The sequence below is a fragment of the Aliiroseovarius sp. S1123 genome (assembly GCF_023015885.1).
Lineage (GTDB): Bacteria > Pseudomonadota > Alphaproteobacteria > Rhodobacterales > Rhodobacteraceae > Aliiroseovarius.
Map to the genome: position 1 here is coordinate 20,126 of NZ_JALKBE010000009.1, position 21,888 is coordinate 42,013.

Here is a 21,888-nt window from a genome sequence, read left to right on the forward strand (position 1 = left end):
CTTGTTCGCGCGTCAGAAGAAAACCTAGTTGGCTTTCAGAAAGATCGGAATGCGTTGCTGAAAGCTGGTGCCGTCTTCCGCCACCGCATTCATCCGCAGGTTCCAGTTGCCATCCCCCAGCTTGCCCACCTGCGCAACATAGGCGCCGGTCGAGTTTTGGCTGAACTCAGGCTCTTGATCTTCGTTCACATGGGTCGCCCGACCCAGAAGGCCGTAAAGCGATTTCACCGCCACTGGGTCACCAGCAGCATCCTTGATGTCCAAGACCAGCGTCTCGCCCTCGATCTGGGCGGACACGTCCCAGCCCAACGCCTCTTGTGCGGTACGCTGGGCGTCGAATTTCTGACTTGCGACATAGGAGTTCTTGGTTTCCAGACCGGGGAATGTCCCCACAGCCGAGTAGGCCATGAAAACATTCACTGCGATGATGACCGAGAATGCCGTGACCACGATGGCCAGAACATGTTTGCCCGTCAGTTCGAACTCTTTCTTCTCAGACTTCTCAGTCATGGCTTAGCGCCCTCTTCCATTAAAGACAGTGTCAAGGTGGGCACGGTCTCCGGTCACGCCATCCACGACCCAGATGCGCAGATCAGTACGGTCCAGCCTGGCGGCTTCCGTTCCCGGAGGTGCAACAACATAGACACGCTGTTTTGCCTCGGTGTCAGGCGGAGCTACTAGCACAAGTTTGTCCGTGCCTTCCAGTTCTACCGTCAGCGGGCTGCCATCGGTCAGGGTGAAGTAATAGGGCCATTCTTCGCCGTGGCGGTTCCGCACACCCACATCATAGGTGTTGCGGATCGAGCCATCCGACAACGTCACATAGGTGGGGTTACGGACGGGGCGAATGGTGACGTCGACCTTGGGACGCGCAAACACGGCCACGGTCAGTGCGACCCCAACCAGCGCCCAAAGCGAGGTGTAAAGAATGGTGCGCGGACGCAGCAGGTGCTTCATCACCGGAATTTTCACGTTCCCGGCGCGTTCGTGCGTTTCGTCCTTCAATGCAAGATAGTCGATCAGGCCACGTTCCTTGCCGACCTTCACCATCATTTCGTCACAGGCGTCGATGCACAGACCACAGGTGATGCATTCCATCTGCTGTCCATCGCGAATGTCGATGCCCATCGGGCAGACGGCAACACATGCGTTACAGTCGATACAGTCGCCCAGATCGTCCCGGTTTTTACCGCGCCCCCGCGGCTCACCCCGCCATTCGCGATAGGCGATGGTGATGGTGTCTTCGTCCATCATCGCGGCCTGAATACGCGGCCAGGGGCAGGCGTAGATACAGATCTGTTCGCGCGCGATGCCGCCGAAAAAGAAAGTGGTCAGGGTCAGCACCAGCACGGTCGAGTACGCCAGGGGGTGCGCCTGCATGGTCAAAAGATCCATAAGCAGCGTCGGGGCATCCGCAAAATAGAACACCCACGCGCCGCCAGTCGCGACCGCGATCAGAATCCAGGCGGTGAACTTCACCAAACGCTTGCGAATCTTCTCGGCATTCCATTTCTGGCGGTGCAGGCGGATGCGCGCGTTGCGGTCACCCTCGATCCAGCGCTCCACAAGGATCATCAGGTCGGTCCACACGGTCTGTGGGCAGGCATAGCCACACCACACCCGACCCGCGGCCGAGGTAAACAGGAAAAGCCCAAGCCCCGCCATGATCAACAGACCCGCGATGAAGTAGAATTCATGCGGCCAAATCTCGATCCAGAAGAAGAAGAACCGGCGGTTGGCCATGTCCACAAGGATCGCCTGATCGGGCAGGTTCGGGCCACGATCCCAACGGATCCACGGGGCAAGATAGTAGATGCCAAGGGTGATCCCCATGATCCACCACTTAAGGCTGCGGAAGGTGCCTTTTACCCGTTTCGGGAAGACTGGCTCGCGCGGGGCGTATAGCTGTTCTGGGGCGTCAGACATGACTGTTTCTCGGATCCTGTGTTTCGCTTGAGGTTCCACTTAGGAACTATTCCAGATCTAAGCCTTGATGTGGATCAAGACTTTTCCTGAGGTCTTTTTCCGACTGCCTATCTAAGCCCCTGAGAAAGGACGAGTTTGCACAGTGTCGCAGTGCAAAAAGGTCGCAGGGGATGTGGGCGAATTCTAGATTGCGCACGAAATCCTGATTCCTTTCGTCCCAAAAAGAAACCCGAGCGCCACGCACCCGGGTTTCGAAATTTGGCGGCACCGACCTCGGAGAAACGCGCGAACAGGATCAGAGGTCGGTGCCTTTGACCGGGGAGTGAGGCCCCGGATCTTGGGCCGTCCGAGCGCAGACGCTCAGACGAATATTGTGGTCCAGAGACGGTGGCTTATTCGCCGCCGCCCAGCTGGTGGATGTAAGCCGAGACAGCGTTGATCTGGCTGTCGGTCAGCTTGCCGCTCCAGGCCGGCATAACGCCGTAGGGGCCTTCCGAAATCACCGCGGTGATCGCGGCTTTGTCCTCGCCGAACAGCCAGATGGCGTCGGTCAGGTTCGGTGCACCTTGGCTACGGTCACCTGTGCCGTCTTCCATGTGGCACGACGAACAGTTGTCCGCGAAGACCACTGCACCATCAGCAACCAGCGACATGTCAGCCGCGTCTTTGGTTACCGGCGACAGCGACATGGCGTAGGCCACAACCTGTGCGATTTCTTCGTCGCTCAGATAGTCTTCACCGAAGGCAGGCATTTCCGAATAGCGGGTATCGTCGTTGTCTTCCGAACGGATACCGTAGGCAACCGTCATCTGGATGTCTTCCAACGCACCACCCCAGAGCCAATCGTTGTCCAAGAGGTTGGGATAGCCAACGGCCCCGTTCGCACCGGAGCCGTGACACTGCGAACACCAAGTGGCGTAGGTCGCACGGCCCGACTGAATGGCGTAGTTGTGCAGATCCGAACCCGGGGTAAGCGTGTTCAGGTCAGCAGACGCCAGTTGGGCCTCCAGTTCGCTGTTCATGCCCTTGAAGCGTTCGATTTCTTCAGCAACTTCCGCGCGGGTCGAATACCCAAGGTAGCCAGCGGTGGCCCCTTTGATCATCGGCCAAGCAGGATAGGCGATTGTGTACCAGATTCCCCAAACGATGGTCAGGTAGAATACCCAGACCCACCAACGGGGCAGCGGGTTGTTAAACTCCTGAATGCCGTCCCATTCGTGACCCGTCGTTTCGGGATCTTTCTTTTCAACAGGTTTTTTACTCATTGCCGCAACTCCTTTTGAGCTGAGCGCCCGGGAACATTAGTCCCGGTCACCGGCAGGTTTGTCTTCGTGGCGGAAGGGGATGTTCGCGATGTCCTTGTGGACTTTGTTCGATCCCGGGCGGAACGCAAATAAAGCTGCCCCGATGAAAAAGGCGAACATCGCGATAAGGAACCAACTGTCAGCGAAAGCTCGCATAATTCCATAGGTATCCATCATCCCAGCTCCTTACCGGCTTGCGTCAGGTGTGAAAGTCGAGAAATCGACCAGAGTACCCAACATCTGCATATAGGCGATCAGAGCGTCCATTTCGGACACACCCGGCTTGCCATCGAAGTTGCGCGCTTGCGCTTTCGGATAGCGTGCCTGGAGCGCGTCGACGTCCGAATTGTCGCCATCGGGATCAGCTTGGCTTAGCCAATCTGCTTCCGCATTTGCGATCTGTTCGTCGGTGTAAGGCACACCCACGATCCGGTTCGTCTTCATCACGTCCTGGATGTATTTCGGCTCGATCAGCTTGTCCAAAAGGAAAGCGTATTTCGGCATCACCGATTCCGGCACGACCGACTGCGGATCAGCAAGGTGATCCACATGCCATTCGTCCGAGTAGCGGCCGCCGACGCGGGCAAGGTCAGGCCCCGTCCGCTTGGAGCCCCACTGGAACGGGTGGTCGTACTGGCTTTCAGCAGCAAGGCTGTAGTGGCCATAACGCTCAACTTCGTCGCGCATCGGGCGGATCATCTGCGAGTGGCAGACATAGCAGCCCTCGCGGATATAGATGTTCCGGCCCTCAAGCTCGAGCGGCGAGTAGGGGCGCACGCCTTCAACATCCTCGATCGTGTTTTCGAGGTAGAAGAGCGGTGCGATCTCTACGATGCCACCCACGGTCACAACCAAAAGGCTACCGACCAGAAGGATTGTGGCGTTTTTCTCAATGACGCCGTGTTTGTCGAGAATTCCCATTAGTCATTCCCTCCTTATTCTGCCGGTGCCGCTGCTGCGTCGCCTGCTGCTTCAGCAGCCGGTGCACGCTTCACGGTCATCCAGAGGTTGTAGCACATGATCAGAGCACCACCGAGGAACAGAACCCCGCCCAGGCCACGGACCACATACATCGGGAACTTCGCGGCAACAGTGTCAGCGAACGAGTTCACCAAGAAGCCCTGCGCATCAACTTCACGCCACATCAGGCCTTCCATGATACCAGTTACCCACATCGACGCGGCATAGAGCACGATACCGATGGTGGCGAGCCAGAAGTGCCAGCTGACCAGTTTCAGGCTGTAAAGGCCTGCACGGTTCCACAGTTTGGGGACCAGGAAGTACAGCATCCCGAAGGTGATCATACCGTTCCAGCCAAGAGCGCCCGAGTGTACGTGACCAATGGTCCAGTCAGTGTAGTGCGACAGCGAGTTCACGGCGCGGATCGACATCATCGGACCTTCGAAGGTCGACATGCCGTAGAAGCCGATGGACACAACCATCATACGGATAACCGGGTCGGTGCGCAGTTTGTCCCATGCACCCGACAGGGTCATCAGACCGTTGATCATACCACCCCAGCTGGGCATCCACAGTACGATCGAGAACACCATACCAAGGGTCGAAGCCCAATCCGGCAGAGCGGTGTAGTGCAGGTGGTGCGGACCAGCCCAGATGTACAGGAAGATCAGGGCCCAGAAGTGGATGATCGACAGTTTGTACGAGAAGACAGGGCGTTCAGCCTGCTTGGGAACGAAGTAGTACATCATGCCCAGGAAGCCAGCGGTTAGGAAGAAGCCAACTGCGTTGTGGCCATACCACCATTGCGTCATGGCGTCTTGTACACCAGCAAACAGCTGTACCGATTTCGAACCGAAGATCGACACGGGAACAGCCAGGTTGTTCACAACGTGCAGCATGGCAACGGTGACGATGAAGGACAGGAAGAACCAGTTGGCAACATAGATGTGCGGTTCTTTCCGCTTCATCAGCGTGCCCAGGAACACCAGCAGGTACGCGACCCAAACGATGGTCAGCCACAGGTCAGTGTACCACTCGGGCTCGGCATACTCCTTGCCGTGAGTTGCCCCAAGCAGGTAACCGGTTGCGGCCAGCAGGATTACGATCTGGTAACCCCAGAACACGAACCACGCCAGGTTGCCGCCCCAGAGGCGCGCGCCCGAGGTACGCTGTACCACGTAGAACGAGCTGGTGATCAGAGCTGTACCGCCAAACGCAAAAATCACTGCAGAAGTGTGCAGTGGGCGCAGGCGTCCAAAGTTCAAATAACCCTCGGCCCAGGCAAAGTTCAGGTCAGGGAAGGCCAGCTGGAACGCGATGAACGTCCCGACCAAGAAGCCCACGACGCCCCAGAAGGCGGTCAAGGCAGCACCCACGCGAATGGGCCCATCCATATATCCGGTTTCAACGACCTTTTCGCTTCCCACACCGCGAAGTGTGTAAACGAACAGGCCAGCCGCGATCAGAACTACCAGAATAGCATGTACTTGGTAGGCTACGTCGCGGGCATAGCTAGCGGCGATTGCGGCCAATACTGTTATCAGCGCGAAAATCACCAGTTTGAGGTAATCCCACATTTTGCGTCCCTTCGTCATTGTCTTATGCCCACTTGACCCTAAATAGACTCGGGGCACCTTTCGACTTTCGTCGGTTTGGACTTAACCCCCTTCCCCCGCCTTGATCCATGTCAAAACTTGCCGCACCCAGGCAGATTTCGGCGCTTGACCCATGTCAAAGCGCCACACGGGAAGGCTTGGCACCCTTTCAGTGATACTCGCTGGAGGCCCGACATGGACTACAAAACGATTATGACAATCATATCAGACGACACGCGGTTCCGCCCTGCGCTGGATACTGCACGCTGTCTGTCCGAGCGTTTCGACGCGCATCTTGAGGCCTTGTGCCTTGGCATCGACCCTTCACAGCAAGGGTTTTACTATGCTGGGGCCTCCGCGATGATGGTGCAGGATAACATAGCGCAGGTCCGCGAAGACATTGAAGCGCTCGAGCAAGACATCAGGCAGATTCTTGCTTCGAATGTAACGCCTTGGTCAACTACGGCACTGGCCACCCAAACGATCACGCTGAACCATGTGGTGTCGCATCGCTCTCGATTCGCGGATCTTGTCATCCTGCCCCGCCCCTATGGCGAAGGTCGTGGCCACAATGCCGAGGCCATTATCGAAAGCGCCATGTTTGACGGCGGTGTGCCAGTTCTTGTGCTGCCAGATGACGTGACGATGTCGACCCCCCCGGCCAATGTGGTGATCGCTTGGAACGAAAGCACCGAATCGCTGCGAGCGATTCGCGCGGCCATGCCCTTCCTGAAGGCCGCCGAATCAGTCTCGATCGCTGTAATCGACCCGCCGCAGCATGGACCAGAACGTTCGGATCCAGGTGGGGCGCTCAGCCAGATGCTGGCACGACACGGCATCAGGGCCGAAGTTTCGGTTCTGGCAAAAACCATGCCGCGCATCGCCGACATCCTGAACCGCCACGCCAGCGACAAGAATGCAAACCTGATCGTGATGGGGGCCTATGGGCATTCGCGGTTCCGCGAGTCCATTTTGGGCGGCGCGACCCGACATATGCTTGAAATTGCAGCGGTTCCGGTGCTGATGGCACATTAAAACCAGACAGGCGGCGGTTCAGAAAATGTGACCGCCGTCCATATCATCCCCAGTCTCGGACACCAGTCTTTGCAGGTCGGGGATGTGCACTTGGCGTTTTCCCTGAAGCTGGATCACCCCAACCTTTTTCAGGGCCGAAATCTGGCGGCTGACCGTTTCCAGCGTAAGACCAAGATAGTCCGCCATCGCTTCGCGCGTCAGCGGCAGATCGAATTCCACCCCATCCTTGGGCAGCCGCTTGTGCAGCGCGGCATCGCGGCGCGCGATGATCATCAGAAGGCTGGCAATCTTTTCACGCGCAGTTTTGCGCCCCAGCACCAACATCCATTCCCGCGCACTGTCCAGCTCGTCCAGCGTCATCTGCAATAACCGCCCACCGATTGACGGCGTCGACCCCATCAGATCCTCAAACGGTTTCTTACGGAAACAGCACAGGGTCAGGTCGGTCACGGCCACCACGTCAAACGGCGCATGCTCGCGTCCCGGGCGGCCAATGAAGTCCGACGGCAGCAAAAGACCAACCATCTGGGTCCGCCCATCTTCCATCGTCTGGCTCAGGGTTGCGATCCCGGTGACTACGCTGGCCACGAACTCCATCGGGTCGCCTGCCCAGATGACAGGCTGGCCTGCTTCATAGGTGCGGTAATACTTGATGTCGTCCAGATGATCCAACTCATCCGGCTCGCAGCGCGAACACACGGCACGGTGGCGAATCGGGCACGTTCCGCAATCCCTAGGGTTGAAACTGGTATCGTTCATGGTTTCCTGAACAAGAGAAGTATCTTGCTTTGATCCTGATCAAAGTAACTGGCGCGATTGGTGTTACAGCGTATTCGAATGCAGACACTTACGCAACTCAAACGCCTCGGTCTTTTTGACGCGCGCGTCCCCCGCTACACCAGCTACCCGACCGCCCCGCATTTCAAGGCGGGCTTCGGCCCCGAGACGCTTGCCAATTGGATCAGCGCGATTCCTTCGGGCAACAAAGTCTCTCTTTATGTGCACATCCCGTTTTGCCGCCGTTTGTGCTGGTTCTGCGCCTGCCGTACGCAAGGCACGTCGACCGCCGAACCCGTAGCCGCTTATGTGGACAGCCTGAAGGACGAGCTTGCAACGATCAAATCGCTACTGGCCCCCGGGATCGAGATCGAGCATCTGCATTGGGGCGGCGGGACTCCTACCCTGCTACAGCCCGAATTGATCGCCGATCTGACCGATGCCATCCTAAACACGATGCCCCTTGCCGAAGGTGCGCAATTCTCGGTCGAGATTGATCCCTCCGAAGTCGACGACGCCCGTCTGGACGCGCTGGCTGCGGCCGGAATGAACCGCGCGTCAATTGGCGTGCAGGATTTCGACCCGATGATCCAAGAGGTCATCGGTCGCCCGCAAAGCTATGAAATCACCAAAGACGCCGTGGATGGTCTGCGCGCCCGCGGAATCGACAGCCTGAACATGGATATCCTGTATGGCCTGCCGCACCAGAACGTCGCACGCGTCACGGATTCGGTTGAGAAGCTGATCAGTCTTGGTCCTGATCGCGTGGCGCTGTTTGGCTATGCCCACGTCCCATGGATGGCGCGCCGCCAGACCCTGATCCCGACCGAAGCCCTGCCGTCTGCCGAGGAACGGTTGGAGCTGTTCAACACCGCCCGCGACCTGTTCGTTGCCAGCGGCTATGATGAGATCGGCATCGACCATTTTGCCCGGCCCACGGACGGGCTGGCGAAGGCGCACAAAGCCGGCACGATGAAGCGGAACTTCCAAGGCTATACCGAGGATGCGTCCGAAGTGCTGATGGGCGTGGGTGCAAGCTCGATCGCGCGTTACCCGCAGGGCTATGTGCAGAACCAACCCGCCACCGCCAAGTATCAAGCTGCCGCGCGTGACGGGCAGCTGACCGCCGCCAAGGGGCACACGTTTGAAGGTGACGACATCGCGCGCGGCCGCGTGATCGAAGACCTTCTGTGCTATTTCCGCGCAGACCTTGCGGCGCTGGCCAAGGAACAATCCCTTCCGATAGAGACTCTTCTGGGGTGGGTAGATGGGCTTGAGGCCGCGATGCCCGGCACCACGGATCTGGCGGATAACGTCCTAACCATCCGCGACGAATCCCGTCCGCTTGCACGCATCATCGCCCGCCACTTTGACGCATACGAGATGAATGAAAGCGGACATAGTCAGGCGGTGTAATCGTCGCCTGATCTATCTTCCGACAATGGACGCCGTTACGGCGACTTCTTGCGATAGCCCGCTTCGATGGCGATACGGTCCAGCACCTCGCCCAAGGTCAGCCCGTGTTCAAACGCACCATCGCGCAGGAAGTTTTCGACCTGCGTAATGACCAGCGGGTTCACCATCATGAAGGTGTGGGTCACGGGAAGGGTGATGTGGTCATCCATCCCTTCGACCCGAGTGCTTTCAACCGAAACCTTCCCGTCATCCGCGCCGTCGATCACCGCTGAATAAATCGGGTTCAGGGACCGGTTTCCGGCGATCACGCCCAGTTCGAACCGGGCGCGACCCGTTTGATTGGGGACCGAATCCTCACCCGTACCCAGTTGCAGTCCAGCCGGGCCATTGATCCATTCAAACGGCTCAAGCTCTGCAAACTCGTCCACCAGTTCTGACCCCTGATTGGGCGGGGCAAGCATCACGACGCGGCCCAGATTTTTGGGCCGATTGTCGTCCAGCCAGACACGCACAAGGATGCCCCCCATCGAATGTGTCACAAAGTGCAGACGCTCGTCCCCGCAGGCAGCAACCGCAGGGGGGATGGCAAGGTTTGCCAGCACGGGGATTTCGGCTTTGGTCGAGGGATAGCCAAGGTTGATGACCTTATATCCCTCGGCCTCAAGCGCTTCCTCCATCACCCACATGGACGAGGCCGACCGCGCAAGCCCATGAAGCAGCACCACGCAATCCGCACGGGCGGGAAGCGCGCTGATGAGCGTCATCAGAAGGGCAATAACAGCGGTTACTCTCATGGCTTCAGGATACTCGCATCAACACAGGGGTTCGAGCCGATTGGCCAGACGCGCGCCCGATGGGCACGGTTTAGCGCACCTCGGTGTGGAAGCCCGGCGCAAACCAGCGGATGATCAATGCGCCTGCCCCTGCAACGGCCACACCCAGCACGCCGATCCAACCGATCACGGGGATCAATGCCAGCACGGTAACAGCCAGCGCGCCCACGGCCGCAGCAATGGCGCGTTCGGACAGGGTTTCCGGCAGCGGGCGGCTTAGCGCGCTCATAACGCCCACACCCAGAATATAGGCGCCAATCACATATCCGGCCACGCCCAGCAACACCGCCAACACGATCGAGGCCGGAACCAGCAGGATGCCATAGCCCGTCAAAGCAAACAGGAACAGCGACCCAGCCAGCGCTGAGATTGACAAAAAGCCCATCCACAAGGCGCGCATCGGCGTTTCCAACGTGCGTTCGCGTAGGTTCATCAGGAATGCGGGGGCCAGGCCTGCGGTCAGCGTTGCCAGCGCAGTCAGGATCAGAATCGACGTCACTTTGCCGCCCAGCCACGACATCCAGCCGCCGGTGGTTTCTGCAGTCGCGCCACCTTCAGGGTCCGCTGTGGGGTCGAATGCATCCGCGTCGTGACGCTCGATCCGATCTGCGGGTACGACATGTGCCGGGATCTCAATCGCCTCGGGGTCATCAGCATACAGATACAGGGTGCCCTCAATCCGGGCATTTTCGCCGAAGCTGATGGTTTTCGTGGACAGGCTGGCATCGCCGGCGATGGTTTCCGTCAGCAGGATGTGTTCGGCGGCAATCAGCGCGTCATCACCAATCGCCGCCGTAATTTCGGCCCGCTGCGCACCAAGGCGCAGATCACCCGAGATGGGCGCCGTGACCAGAACCGTATCACCCAGAAGCTGCGCGTCTCCGCCGACCGGGGCCGAGACATTCACATTCATCCCCGCCGCATAGAGGCTCTGCCCCACAGGGGCCGAGATCGACACCGAACGACCGCCCGCATGCGCACTGCCACTCACAGGCGCCGAGATCACCACGGTATTGCCCGCAACAAAGGCGTCATCCACGGCCTCACCCGACAGGGTCACGTTGTCCCCGGCAATATAGGCGTCATCGCCAAAGCGATACACCTCGTCCGCGAGGCTGGGGGTTGCGATCAGTGTGGCGCAAAGAAGAAGGAATGAACGAAACATGGCTGTCCCTTGCCAATAGAATTGATGTTATCAACCTTAACATAGGAGGTGTCATCAGATTTGTAAGAGAGGATCGTAAGAATTCCAATGGATTTTCAGACAGCACCATCCGCATCAATCTGAAAGAAAGGGGGTAGCCCCTTAAACACAACAAAGGCGCCCCAAGGGACGCCTTTGCTTGATTTCGTAGGGCTGTTTGGCTCTCGGCAGATTGGCCTGACGGCCAATCGCCTGTCGCCGGGTAGCTCTCGGCGATTTCCCGTTGGGAATTCGCCTGACGCCATCAGAATTCGCTGAGCGAATTCTGATTACATCATGCCGCCCATGCCGCCCATGCCGCCCATGTCGGGCATGCCGGCGCCGGCACCGTCTTTCGACGGTTTGTCAGCAACCATGGCTTCGGTGGTGATCAGCAGACCAGCAACCGATGCCGCATCTTCCAGAGCGGTACGGGTTACTTTGGCCGGGTCGATCACGCCGAACGAGAACATGTCGCCATATTCTTCGGTCTGAGCGTTGAAACCGAACGAGGTGTCGTCCGACTCGCGCACTTTGCCAGCTACAACGGCACCGTCGACGCCTGCGTTTTCGGCAATCTGACGCAGCGGGGCTTCGATCGCCTTGCGGACGATGTGGATACCTGCGTTCTGGTCAGCGTTTGCGCCTTCCAGACCTTCCAGAACCTTGCCAGCCTGAACCAGAGCAACACCACCACCTACGATGACGCCTTCTTGAACAGCAGCGCGGGTCGCGTTCAGAGCATCGTCCACACGGTCCTTACGCTCTTTCACTTCGACTTCGGTCATGCCGCCAACGCGGATCACAGCAACACCGCCTGCCAGTTTGGCAACGCGCTCTTGCAGCTTCTCACGGTCGTAATCCGACGAGGTTTCTTCAGCTTGGGCGCGGATCTGAGCAACGCGTGCTTCGATCTCGGCTTTCTCGCCAGCACCGTCGACGATGGTGGTTTCGTCTTTGGTGATTTCGATTTTCTTGGCGGTGCCCAGCATGTCCATGGTCACGGACTCAAGCTTCATGCCCAGATCTTCCGAGATCACCTGACCACCGGTCAGGATCGCGATGTCCTGCAGCATGGCTTTACGACGATCACCAAAGCCCGGAGCTTTGACAGCAGCGATTTTCAGGCCGCCGCGCAGCTTGTTGACAACCAGAGTTGCCAGAGCTTCGCCTTCAACGTCTTCAGCGATGATCAGCAGGGGCTTTTGCGACTGGATTACCTGCTCGAGCAGCGGAACCATCGACTGCAGCGACGACAGTTTCTTCTCGTGCAGCAGAACCAGACAGTCGTCCAGATCAGCAATCATCTTGTCGGGGTTGGTCACGAAGTAGGGCGACAGGTAGCCGCGGTCGAACTGCATGCCTTCAACAACAGTGGTCTCGGTTTCCAGACCCTTGTTTTCTTCAACAGTGATAACGCCTTCGTTGCCAACTTTTTGCATCGCGTCTGCGATCTGACGGCCGATCTCAGCTTCACCGTTGGCCGAGATGGTGCCAACCTGGGCAACCTCTGCCGAGTCTTTGACTTCGCGGGCCATGTCCTTGATGCCGTCAACAACCTTGGCAGTTGCCAGGTCGATGCCGCGCTTCAGGTCCATCGGGTTCAGGCCAGCAGCAACCTGCTTCAGACCTTCGCGCACGATGGCTTGGGCCAGAACGGTAGCGGTGGTGGTGCCGTCGCCGGCTTCGTCATTGGTGCGGCTGGCGACTTCTTTCACCATCTGCGCGCCCATGTTTTCGAACTTGTCTTCCAGCTCGATCTCTTTGGCAACCGAAACACCGTCTTTGGTGATACGCGGGGCGCCGAACGACTTGTCCAGAACCACGTTGCGGCCTTTCGGGCCCAGGGTCACTTTGACAGCGTCAGCCAGGATGTTTACGCCGCGCAGCATCGAGTTGCGGGCATCGGTAGCGAACTTTACGTCCTTAGCAGCCATTTAGCTTACTCCAGTAAATTCGTGTAAATCAGATAGTTCAGTCAGCAGACGATCAGGACAGGATGCCCATGATGTCAGCTTCTTTCATGATCAGCAGCTCTTCACCGTCGACGGTGATTTCGGTGCCGGACCACTTGCCGAACAGGATCTTGTCGCCTTCTTTGACGTCCATTGCGATGCGATCGCCGTCGTCGTCTTTGGCGCCAGCGCCAACAGCCACAACCAGACCTTCAGCAGGTTTTTCTTTGGCGCTGTCCGGAATGATCAGACCACCAGCGGTTTTTTCGTCGCTCTCAACGCGGCGTACAAGCACGCGGTCATGCAGCGGGGTAAAAGCCATTTCTGAGACTCCCTAAGCTCAGTTAACATTCCATTAGCACTCACCTGATGCGAGTGCTAACGGCGCATAGTTAGGACTGGCGTTGGGGGGAGTCAATGAATGTGCGGAAACTTTCGTCGCCGCATCGCAGCAATCTCGCAATCACCACTTGCAGTCGCAGCGCAGCCCCCTAATGTCACCCAGAGTAGTGTAGGAGTTTCATATGCGTTTTTTACCCCTTGCCGCGACCATTGCCGCGTTTCTGCTTTCTTCTCCGGCATCGGCCCTATGCACAGGCGAAAATGGCTTTGAAAACTTACCGCAAACCGCCCAAGACGCGATCCGCTCAAAAGTCGACGACACTCCGTATTCGGAAGGCGTCATCTGGCAAGCGCGAAAAGACAACAAAGTGCGGACAATCGTTGGCACCATACACATTTATGATCCCCGCCTTGAAGCTGTCGCCACTCAGGTCAAATCCTATCTGCAAGAGGCGGATCTGTTGATGTTGGAACTGGCATCCGAAGACGCCACCGACTTTCAGATGATGCTGGTGTCAGATCCAAATCGCATGGTGATTACCGACGGACCCGGACTTGATGAACGCCTCTCCGAAGATTCGTGGAACAAGCTTGTCCATACAATGGAAGCGTTGCCGCATCTTGGCATTCCCCCTGAAGCGTTGCCTCGTGTGCAACCTTGGTTCCTGGGTCTCAATCTGGCGCTCTCGCCCTGCGCGTTCGAAAGCATGATGCAAGGCCAGCAGGGTCTTGATCACCAGATCGAAACCATCGCGCAAGAACTGGGTGTCGAACGTACAAGTCTGGATGATCCGGCTGCGCTGCTGGACATGTTTTCGGGGGATCCCTTGGATGAACAGGTCAAGGATTTCGAGGCATCCATCCTGATGCTGGACCACGACCCTGCAATCATCGTGACCCTGATAGACACGTATTTTCAGGAGAATTTCATGCTGGGATGGGAATATGGTTTTCAGGCCGGGCGCGAGAAAGCAAAAGAACTTAAGCGTGAAGAGTGGCTAGAGGCCGCAATCGACGAAATGATGGTCACGCTTCTGGACCAGCGCAATCGAGACTGGATGGTCCGAATTTTGGCCGAGGACGCAATGGAGCATGTGGTGATCGCGGTCGGCGCGGCCCACCTGCCGCGAGAAAACGGATTGCTATCCATGTTTGCGGATGACGGCTGGACCCTGACCCGCATCAGCCTTGCTGGGCATTGATCCAAGTGGCACCTCACACCGCCGCCCCCTTTGGTGGTCTATCCAGACAGCAAGCGCGACCATCCGCTTGTTGTCCAAATCAAAGCGTTCACACAGACCGCCCCGCTTCCGTTAGATCGTACACCCCGCGCTCGACCCGCTGAAACCACCCATAGTGATTGATTGCCATCATGTTGGTCGCCTTGCCCACCCCCGTGGACTTGGCAACTTCGGCCCCGCGGCTGGGGCCGTGTTCGGCCAAATAGGCGCGCAGCTTCTCGGCGTCCTGACGATAAGCTGTGATCAGCTTGCCGTTGGTGCCGCCAGTGTTCGGATCCCCCTCGCGCCGGGCAAACTCGGACAACAGCCGCCCGGTCTTCACCTTGGACTTGCGTGGCTGGAACGGCCCCGGATCGGCATGCACCTGCACAAAGCCATCTTTCAGCCGAACCGAGACGACGCCCAGCCCCAGCCGCTTACACAACCCGACATTCCCCTTGAACGCCCGCCACCCCGGCTTGCCCGCCCAGCGCGGCACCGCCACATAGACCAGATCGCTGATCGCCTGCCGGGCAACGGCCTGCTGCAACAGGGTCAGTGAAAACCCCGCCTTCAGCTCGACAATGACCGGTGCGCTGTCGCCATCACGCAGGGCCACCACATCCGCTGTGCCTACCTCGGCCTTGACCTCATAGCCAAGACCCACAAGCCAAGATTTGACGGGCGCATACAGATCGGTTTCGGCGGGCTTACTCAAAGGGTCACTCTTTCGAACGGAGGTCCCGACAGTTTCACCACGCAACGCCGGAACCGCAAGGGGCTTGCGCGCAACACATGACAGGTTTTCTGCAACTGCACAGATGTTGGCCCTATCAGGGATGACAAGGCGCATCGGCCTTTCTATAAGGCTCGCAAACACGATCACACATAGACGGATGATGCATATGACCACCCTCGTATTCGGCCACAAATCGCCTGACACCGACTCGACCGGCTCGCCGCTGGTTTGGGCTTGGTACCTGAATGAAGTGAAAGGCGTTGACGCCAAGCCGGTTCTGCTGGGCCAGCCCAACACCGAAGCTGCCTTCATGCTGGAACGCTGGGGCTTTGACATGCTGGACATCATCGACGACGTGGCCGACGATCAGCCTTGCGTCATCGTCGACACCAACAACCCCGCCGAGCTGCCCGCCAACATCAATGGCGCAGACGTTCAGGCCATCATCGACCACCACAAACTGGTTGGCGGCTTGGAAACCAAAGGCCCGATCGACATCACCATCCGTCCGCTGGCTTGCACCGCGACCATCATGTACGACCTGATGGGCGACGACGTGGCCAAGATGCCGGAGAACATCAAAGGCGCTGCCCTGACCTGCATCCTGTCGGACACGCTGGAATTCCGCTCGCCCACCACCACCGACCGCGACCGCGAAGTCGTTGCCGCTCTGGCCGCTGATCTGGGCGTGAACGTCACTGAATATGCAGCCGAGATGTTCGCCGCCAAGTCGGACGTGTCCGAGTTCTCGGACGCTGAACTGATCCGCATGGACTCGAAAGAATACGAAGTGTCGGGCACCAAGTTCCGCGTATCGGTTCTGGAAACCACCGCACCGGAAATCCCGCTGGGCCGTAAAGAAAGCCTGATGGAAACCTTCAAAACCGTCGCCGCCGAAGACGGCGTGGACGAGGTTCTGCTGTTCGTCGTGGACATCCTGAAGGAAGAAGCCACCCTGCTGATCCCGAACGACGTCGTGAAGGGCGTGGCCGAGAAAAGCTTTGGTGCCACCGTCGAGGGCGACGCCGTCGTCCTGCCCGGCATCATGAGCCGCAAAAAGCAGATTATTCCGAACCTGGCTGTTTAAGTCTGTTCACATGTTAGATCATGGCCCGTACATTAGTGCGGGCCATTTTGATTCAGGCATTTGTGATGAAAACACGACACCAAGCACTTTTAAACGAGGCGATCGGTCTAGAGCTTTCAGCGTTTTCAATTGAAGTTCATGAGCACCCGATCGGCAGCGGAAACATTAGTGATGAACTAATGTCGCTAGCGTTCAAGTCGCCAACCTCGTCTGTTTCAACTCTAGTTCGAGGAAACAGTAGCGCGGACCAACTAACCATTGAGAAAGAGACGCAGACTGCAGTCGACATGGCAGAGTATGGCAGAACGCTTATCCTTCCTATTAGCGACCATGAAGCCACACGCACTGCCGTCGTTCGTGACGTTACGATTAGGAAAACTCAACATAGTGAAGAAATCCGTTTGGGGCTTTCCAATGGGTCGGAACTACACCTCACCTACGAGGGTGATTGTCTTCGAATGAACCTACCAACCCCACGAGTAAACAAGGGCATCGCCTGACCGCGGGTGGACGTGAAGCGCCCGCCCGTCAAGCCAAAGGTTTGCCTCCGGCATTACGGGGCGGTCGGGCGCTGCCCGGCGATGCCGGGCGGGATATCACTTACACCTGATCAGCACTTTGATCCGGCAAACCTTCTCGTAACTTCTCATACAGGTTCTGGAGCACCTTGTTATCCGAGTTTCTGTGAGCAATCAGGCAAGGTTCACTCCATTCATTTGAGTATTCGAACTTTCCGCCCCCGAACTCCCAAAGCTCGCTGATATAAGTCCTCTGGCTTACCTTCGGCTTCCCGAATAGTTCGGCAATTGTGTCTACTAACATCGGAATGTCACTAACCTCGAACTCCAAGTTCTTTTTGCCATTCGGCAATGTGTCCAGCGTAAATGCCACTTGACCTAATCCTCGCTGTTCACTGATAAAATGAAATCCTCGCAAGTGCAGCATAGGTCCGGATACGGATTCGGCACAACTCCCCCTAGCCTCCCCGCCTCCCCTCTGCCATATCTCCGGCAACTAAGGAGACCGCGCCATGACCCGTATCATTTCCAGCCTGTCCGAGATATCCGCGAACTACGACGCGTTGTTCGTCGACCTCTGGGGCTGTGTGCACAATGGGATCACCGCGTTTGACGAGGCTGTGGCCGCCCTGCGCGCCTATCGCGCGAATGGGGGCTATGTGATCTTGGTCACAAACTCGCCCAAACCCCGCGCGGGCGTGATGGAGCAGCTGCCGGAATTCGGCGTGCCCTCGGATTGCTATGACACCATCGCCACGTCTGGCGACAGCGCGCGGGCGGCGATGTTCACGGGTGCGGTGGGCAACAAGGTCTATTTCATGGGCGAGTGGGAACGCGACGCAGGTTTCTTCGAGCCGATGGAAGTAATCCACACCCCGGTAGAGATCACGCGCGTCCCCGTGGCCGAGGCCGAGGGTATCGTCTGCTGTGGCCCCTTCGACCCGATGGCGGATCCTGACACATGGCGCGCAGACCTGCTGATGGCGAAACAGCGCGGGGCCAAGCTGCTTTGCGCAAACCCCGACATCATTGTGGACCGTGGCGAAGCCCGCGAATGGTGCGCGGGCGCAATCGCGCAGATGTATTCTGAGATGGGTGGCGAAAGCCTCTATTTCGGCAAACCTCACCCGCCGATCTATGACCTCGCCCACCGCCGCATGGTGGCCGAAGGTCGGTCGACACCGGACAACCGCATCCTTGCCATCGGCGACGGCATCGCGACCGACATCAAAGGTGCCTTGGGCGAAGATATCGATTCTCTTTTCATCACCGGCGGCCTCGCGCGGGACGAGACGAAAACCCGCGCGCAGCCCGATCCAGACGCATTGGATCAATATATCCAGTCGCAGATGATCACACCGACATATGCAATCGGCTATCTGCGCTGACTTAAGCACCTGATTTAAAACTATTCCTCTCGATCCGTCCGGTCGATTTCCGCGCCACTGCGTCCACCTGACGCGGGCGTCATGCGGTATTTCTACGCAGATTACCCCTTGATTTTTTCTGCAACTGCAAAGTAATGTTATTACCGATACGGACGACAATTCGTCCATTTGTTACCCGGAGGACAAAATGTTGGACAATTTCCCGCGCGGAACGATCTGCATTGAAGAGCTGGAAATCGGTATGTCGCGCCACATCGTCAAAGAGGTGACCGACCGTGACATCGAACTGTTTGCCGAGGTCTCGACCGACCGCAATCCGGTGCATCTGGATGACGACTTTGCGAAAGATACGATCTTTCAGGGCCGTATCGCCCACGGGATGCTTAGCGCTGGCCTGATCTCGGCCGTGATTGGCGAACAGCTGCCCGGGCACGGCACCATCTATATGGGCCAGCAACTGACCTTCTTGGCCCCTGTGCGCCCCGGTGACGTCGTGCGCGCTGAAGTGACCGTGATGGACATCGACCATGCCAAACGTCGCGTGACGCTGAAGACCGAATGTCTGGTCGATGGCAAGCCTGTCCTGAAGGGCGAGGCCAAGGTTCTGGCGCCGTCCGCCAAGCTGGACTGATGGATCAGGGGCTTTGCCCCTCGAGCCTGCGGCTCTCACCCCAAGATATTTGAAACAAGAAAATGCGCCGCTTTTTTCTTGTCGTAAGTATCCCCGCCGGAGGCACTAAATCTGCCGGGCGAAGCACGGCTATGCTGCGACAGTGGGCAGGTGTTCTCACGAATTCGGTCTGCAAGCCGCCTTGGGCTTGCACAGGCCCCGCCAGACCGCTAAGGCCAGCATATGCGGATCATTCGTGACTATCAGTTTGTAGACCCATCTGACCGAGGCGCCACAGCCGTCATCGGCAATTTCGACGGTGTCCATCTGGGCCACCAATATGTGATCAACATCGCCCGTCAGAAAGCAGCCGAACTGGGCGCTCCTTTGGGCGTGATGACGTTCGAACCCCACCCGCGCGAGTATTTCGCGCCGAAGGCCCCTCCGTTTCGCCTGATGAACGCCGACACGCGCGCGCACCGGCTTGAGAAGCTGGGGATCGAGGCGCTGTTTGAACTCAGCTTCAACGACACCCTGTCCGCCCTGACACCCGAAGAGTTCGCCCGTGACGTGATCGTCGACGGGCTGGGCCTGACCCATGTCTTTGTTGGCGCAGATTTCCATTTCGGAAAGGATCGCGCTGGCACACCCGAAGTGCTCGTGGCGCTTGGCAAAGAGCTGGGCTTTGGTGTCACCGTTGCGCCGCTCATGTCAGATGATGTGGGCGAGGTCAGCTCGACCGCGATCCGCAGAGCCCTGACCGAGGGCCGCCCGGGTGATGCGGCCCGGATGCTAGGCCACTGGCATCGCATCGACGGCGAAGTGATCCGAGGCGACCAGCGTGGTCGCGATCTGGGATATCCCACCGCAAACATGTCCATCGCGGGTCTGCACCCACCGAAATTCGGCGTCTATGTGGTCGAGGTCGAGATCCTGACCGGCCCGCATCAGGGCGTCTATGGCGGCGCGGCTTCGATGGGGACGCGCCCGATGTTTGGGGAAAACCTGCCCAACATCGAAAGCTTCATTTTCAATTTCAAGGGCGACATTTATGGCGAACAGCTGTCGGTTGCCTTGATCGACTATCTGCGCCCGGAAGAGGTGTTCGACGGGCTCGATGCCTTGATCGCCCAGATGGACGCCGACTGCGCCCGTGCGCGCGACATACTCTCTCAACTTCCGAGCCGCCCATGATCCGCCATATCGTTTTCTTCACTGCCAAACGCCCCGAAGACCGCGACCGCGTTCGCGAAGGTCTGGAGCTTTTGAAAGGCATCCCCGACTGCATCCGTCTGGAAATCGCCGAGAACCGGTTCGAGGATCCGATCCCCGGCCCCTCGCCCGACGTGGTCGTCTATGGCGAGTTTGAAGACGAGGCCCAGTTGGCCGCCTATAAGGCGCATCCGATCTATCAGGAATCGATTGCCCGCGTCCGCCCCCTGCGCGAAATGCGGATTGCGGCCGATTTTCTGGCCGACTGATGGGCAAGCCCCTGCGTAAGAAATTCTGGGAACATCCTCTGGATCAGCTGACGCCTGAGGAATGGGAAGCACTGTGCGATGGCTGCGGCAAATGCTGCCTGAACAAGCTGGAAGATGAAGAGACCGGAGAGGTCGTCTTTACCCGCGTGGCCTGCCGCCTTCTGGATGGCGAGACCTGCCAATGTTCGCAATATGATATTCGCCTGCAATTCGTGCCGGAATGCATCCATCTGACACCGGAGAACATCGGCGAAACCGCCTATTTCATGCCCGCATCCTGCGCCTATCGCCTGCGTCACGAAGGCAAGCCTTTGTATGACTGGCACCCGCTGGTGTCGGGCGATCCGGACAGCGTGCACAAGGCCGGGCGCAGCGTTCAGGGCTGGACGGTGCCGGAATTCGAAGTCCCGGAAGACGAATGGGAAGACCACCTGATCGAGGAGCCACACTGATGTTTTTCGCCTCTGACAACACGGGGCCCGTGCACCCGAATGTGATGGCCGCGCTGGCGCGCGCCAACGAAGGTTACGCCATGCCCTATGGGGCTGACGACATCATGGCACAGGTCACGTCCCGCATTCGCGAGATCTTTGAAGCCCCCGAGGCGGCGGTCTATCTGGTGGCAACGGGCACGGCGGCGAACTCGATTTCTCTGGCGACCCTGACACGTCCCTTCGACACGATCTTCTGCTCGCCGCAAGCGCATATCCACGAGGATGAGTGCAACGCGCCCGAGTTCTACACCGGCGGCGCAAAGCTAACTTTGGTCCCTGCCAAGCACGCGAAAATGTCGCCTGACGCGCTGAGCGCGTCTATCGTGGGCGAGGAAAGTCGCGGCGTGCATGGTCCGCAGCGTGGACCGGTGTCGATCACCAACGTGACCGAACGTGGCACGGTCTATTCCGTGGCCGAGATTGAGGCTCTATGCGACGTTGCCAAGGGTTATGATCTGCCCGTCCATCTGGACGGTGCGCGCTTTGCCAATGCACTCGTTGCTTTGGGGTGTACCCCCGCCGAGATGACATGGAAGGCCGGCGTGAATGTGGTTAGCTTCGGCGGCACCAAGAACGGCTGTATGGGTGTCGAGGCGGTGATCTTCTTCGACCCCAAACACGCGTGGGAATTCGAACTCCGCCGGAAACGCGGCGGACACCTGTTCTCGAAGAACCGCTATCTGGCAGCGCAGATGTTGGCCTATCTGGACGGCGATTTGTGGCTTGATCTGGCACGTCAGTCGAACGCGGCGAACGCCCGTTTGGTGCGCGGACTAAAGCAGATCGACGGCGTCGTCTTCCCGCATGAACCTGACGCCAACATGAGCTTTGCTGGCTGGACCCGCGCGGGCCATCAGCGCCTGCATGACGCCGGCGCGGCGTACTATGTCTGGGAAGGTCAGCTGGAAGGCGACGACCCCGACGAAATATTGATCGCCCGCATGGTGGCCGACTGGTCGATGTCGGACGAGAATATCGATCGGTTTATCGCGCTGGCGCGGGGATAATCCCGCACCGCGCATTGG

Annotated in this window: 24 protein-coding genes; 11 read left to right on the forward strand and 13 right to left on the reverse strand. The window is 58.3% G+C overall.

Annotated features, from left to right (window positions below; genetic code table 11):
- Window positions 1-24 precede the first annotated feature (24 nt).
- The 6 genes from MWU53_RS14350 to ccoN all read right to left on the reverse strand — a co-directional run bounded on the left by MWU53_RS14350 (window position 25) and on the right by ccoN (window position 5,767).
- Window positions 25-510 (reverse strand): FixH family protein, encoded by a 486-nt coding sequence (locus tag MWU53_RS14350; RefSeq protein WP_247094341.1) that lies wholly within the window; start codon window positions 508-510, stop codon window positions 25-27.
- 3 nt (window positions 511-513) lie between these two features.
- The gene (gene ccoG / locus MWU53_RS14355; protein WP_247094342.1) at window positions 514-1,926 is read right to left on the reverse strand and encodes a cytochrome c oxidase accessory protein CcoG; all 1,413 of its coding nucleotides are present in this window, start codon (window positions 1,924-1,926) and stop codon (window positions 514-516) included.
- A gap of 392 nt (window positions 1,927-2,318) precedes the next feature.
- Window positions 2,319-3,191: a cytochrome-c oxidase, cbb3-type subunit III gene (gene ccoP, locus MWU53_RS14360; protein ID WP_247094343.1), complete on the reverse strand. Its 873-nt coding sequence runs from the start codon at window positions 3,189-3,191 to the stop codon at window positions 2,319-2,321.
- A gap of 36 nt (window positions 3,192-3,227) precedes the next feature.
- Window positions 3,228-3,404: a cbb3-type cytochrome c oxidase subunit 3 gene (locus MWU53_RS14365; RefSeq protein ID WP_247094440.1), complete on the reverse strand. Its 177-nt coding sequence runs from the start codon at window positions 3,402-3,404 to the stop codon at window positions 3,228-3,230.
- A gap of 12 nt (window positions 3,405-3,416) precedes the next feature.
- The gene (ccoO, locus tag MWU53_RS14370; RefSeq protein WP_247094344.1) at window positions 3,417-4,151 is read right to left on the reverse strand and encodes a cytochrome-c oxidase, cbb3-type subunit II; all 735 of its coding nucleotides are present in this window, start codon (window positions 4,149-4,151) and stop codon (window positions 3,417-3,419) included.
- A 14-nt stretch (window positions 4,152-4,165) separates the two neighbouring features.
- Window positions 4,166-5,767, reverse strand: coding sequence for a cytochrome-c oxidase, cbb3-type subunit I (gene ccoN, locus MWU53_RS14375; protein ID WP_247094345.1), 1,602 nt, complete (start codon window positions 5,765-5,767; stop codon window positions 4,166-4,168).
- A 213-nt stretch (window positions 5,768-5,980) separates the two neighbouring features.
- Between ccoN and MWU53_RS14380 the strand changes: the two genes are divergently transcribed.
- Entirely contained in the window at window positions 5,981-6,820 is an 840-nt protein-coding gene (locus tag MWU53_RS14380; protein WP_247094346.1) for a universal stress protein, read from the forward strand.
- Window positions 6,821-6,838: 18 nt separating this feature from the next.
- Here the strand turns inward: MWU53_RS14380 and MWU53_RS14385 are convergent, their stop codons facing one another.
- Window positions 6,839-7,579: a transcriptional regulator FnrL gene (locus tag MWU53_RS14385; protein WP_247094347.1), complete on the reverse strand. Its 741-nt coding sequence runs from the start codon at window positions 7,577-7,579 to the stop codon at window positions 6,839-6,841.
- A 78-nt stretch (window positions 7,580-7,657) separates the two neighbouring features.
- Here MWU53_RS14385 and hemN point away from each other — a divergent pair, with 78 nt between their 5' ends.
- A complete protein-coding gene (hemN, locus tag MWU53_RS14390; RefSeq protein ID WP_247094348.1) occupies window positions 7,658-9,013 on the forward strand; it encodes an oxygen-independent coproporphyrinogen III oxidase in 1,356 nt (451 codons plus the stop codon).
- 35 nt (window positions 9,014-9,048) lie between these two features.
- Here the strand turns inward: hemN and MWU53_RS14395 are convergent, their stop codons facing one another.
- From MWU53_RS14395 to MWU53_RS14410, 4 genes are all read right to left on the reverse strand, one after another.
- On the reverse strand, window positions 9,049-9,777 hold the full coding sequence (locus tag MWU53_RS14395; protein WP_247094349.1) for an alpha/beta fold hydrolase: 729 nt from the start codon (window positions 9,775-9,777) through the stop codon (window positions 9,049-9,051).
- A gap of 100 nt (window positions 9,778-9,877) precedes the next feature.
- Complete coding sequence (locus MWU53_RS14400; RefSeq protein ID WP_247094350.1) at window positions 9,878-11,011, reverse strand: hypothetical protein; 1,134 nt, start codon at window positions 11,009-11,011, stop codon at window positions 9,878-9,880.
- Window positions 11,012-11,319: 308 nt separating this feature from the next.
- Complete coding sequence (gene groL / locus MWU53_RS14405; protein ID WP_247094351.1) at window positions 11,320-12,966, reverse strand: chaperonin GroEL; 1,647 nt, start codon at window positions 12,964-12,966, stop codon at window positions 11,320-11,322.
- A 52-nt stretch (window positions 12,967-13,018) separates the two neighbouring features.
- Window positions 13,019-13,306: a co-chaperone GroES gene (locus MWU53_RS14410; protein WP_247094352.1), complete on the reverse strand. Its 288-nt coding sequence runs from the start codon at window positions 13,304-13,306 to the stop codon at window positions 13,019-13,021.
- 202 nt (window positions 13,307-13,508) lie between these two features.
- On the opposite strand from MWU53_RS14410, the gene MWU53_RS14415 reads away from it, so the two are divergent.
- The gene (locus MWU53_RS14415; protein WP_247094353.1) at window positions 13,509-14,528 is read left to right on the forward strand and encodes a TraB/GumN family protein; all 1,020 of its coding nucleotides are present in this window, start codon (window positions 13,509-13,511) and stop codon (window positions 14,526-14,528) included.
- An 88-nt stretch (window positions 14,529-14,616) separates the two neighbouring features.
- Here MWU53_RS14415 and MWU53_RS14420 read toward each other — a convergent pair whose 3' ends face one another.
- Window positions 14,617-15,264, reverse strand: coding sequence for a DUF2161 family putative PD-(D/E)XK-type phosphodiesterase (locus MWU53_RS14420; RefSeq protein WP_247094354.1), 648 nt, complete (start codon window positions 15,262-15,264; stop codon window positions 14,617-14,619).
- A 187-nt stretch (window positions 15,265-15,451) separates the two neighbouring features.
- On the opposite strand from MWU53_RS14420, the gene MWU53_RS14425 reads away from it, so the two are divergent.
- Entirely contained in the window at window positions 15,452-16,372 is a 921-nt protein-coding gene (locus MWU53_RS14425) for a manganese-dependent inorganic pyrophosphatase (RefSeq protein ID WP_247094355.1), read from the forward strand.
- A 20-nt stretch (window positions 16,373-16,392) separates the two neighbouring features.
- The gene (locus MWU53_RS14430) at window positions 16,393-16,872 is read left to right on the forward strand and encodes a hypothetical protein (RefSeq protein WP_247094356.1); all 480 of its coding nucleotides are present in this window, start codon (window positions 16,393-16,395) and stop codon (window positions 16,870-16,872) included.
- Between the two features lie 100 nt (window positions 16,873-16,972).
- Here the strand turns inward: MWU53_RS14430 and MWU53_RS14435 are convergent, their stop codons facing one another.
- Window positions 16,973-17,263, reverse strand: a complete 291-nt coding sequence (locus MWU53_RS14435) for a hypothetical protein (RefSeq protein ID WP_247094357.1) — start codon at window positions 17,261-17,263, stop codon at window positions 16,973-16,975.
- 139 nt (window positions 17,264-17,402) lie between these two features.
- On the opposite strand from MWU53_RS14435, the gene MWU53_RS14440 reads away from it, so the two are divergent.
- The 6 genes from MWU53_RS14440 to MWU53_RS14465 all read left to right on the forward strand — a co-directional run bounded on the left by MWU53_RS14440 (window position 17,403) and on the right by MWU53_RS14465 (window position 21,870).
- Window positions 17,403-18,278: a TIGR01459 family HAD-type hydrolase gene (locus MWU53_RS14440; RefSeq protein WP_247094358.1), complete on the forward strand. Its 876-nt coding sequence runs from the start codon at window positions 17,403-17,405 to the stop codon at window positions 18,276-18,278.
- Between the two features lie 187 nt (window positions 18,279-18,465).
- The gene (locus tag MWU53_RS14445) at window positions 18,466-18,909 is read left to right on the forward strand and encodes a MaoC family dehydratase (RefSeq protein WP_133485644.1); all 444 of its coding nucleotides are present in this window, start codon (window positions 18,466-18,468) and stop codon (window positions 18,907-18,909) included.
- A gap of 222 nt (window positions 18,910-19,131) precedes the next feature.
- A complete protein-coding gene (locus tag MWU53_RS14450) occupies window positions 19,132-20,082 on the forward strand; it encodes a bifunctional riboflavin kinase/FAD synthetase (protein ID WP_247094359.1) in 951 nt (316 codons plus the stop codon).
- Window positions 20,079-20,369: a Dabb family protein gene (locus MWU53_RS14455; protein ID WP_108855420.1), complete on the forward strand. Its 291-nt coding sequence runs from the start codon at window positions 20,079-20,081 to the stop codon at window positions 20,367-20,369. The genes MWU53_RS14450 and MWU53_RS14455 overlap by 4 nt, the downstream gene beginning before the upstream one ends.
- Window positions 20,369-20,821, forward strand: coding sequence for a YcgN family cysteine cluster protein (locus tag MWU53_RS14460; RefSeq protein ID WP_247094360.1), 453 nt, complete (start codon window positions 20,369-20,371; stop codon window positions 20,819-20,821). The genes MWU53_RS14455 and MWU53_RS14460 overlap by 1 nt, the downstream gene beginning before the upstream one ends.
- Window positions 20,821-21,870, forward strand: a complete 1,050-nt coding sequence (locus MWU53_RS14465) for a beta-eliminating lyase-related protein (RefSeq protein ID WP_247094361.1) — start codon at window positions 20,821-20,823, stop codon at window positions 21,868-21,870. Before MWU53_RS14460 ends, MWU53_RS14465 begins: the two co-directional genes overlap by 1 nt.
- The last annotated feature ends 18 nt before the right edge of the window (window positions 21,871-21,888 follow it).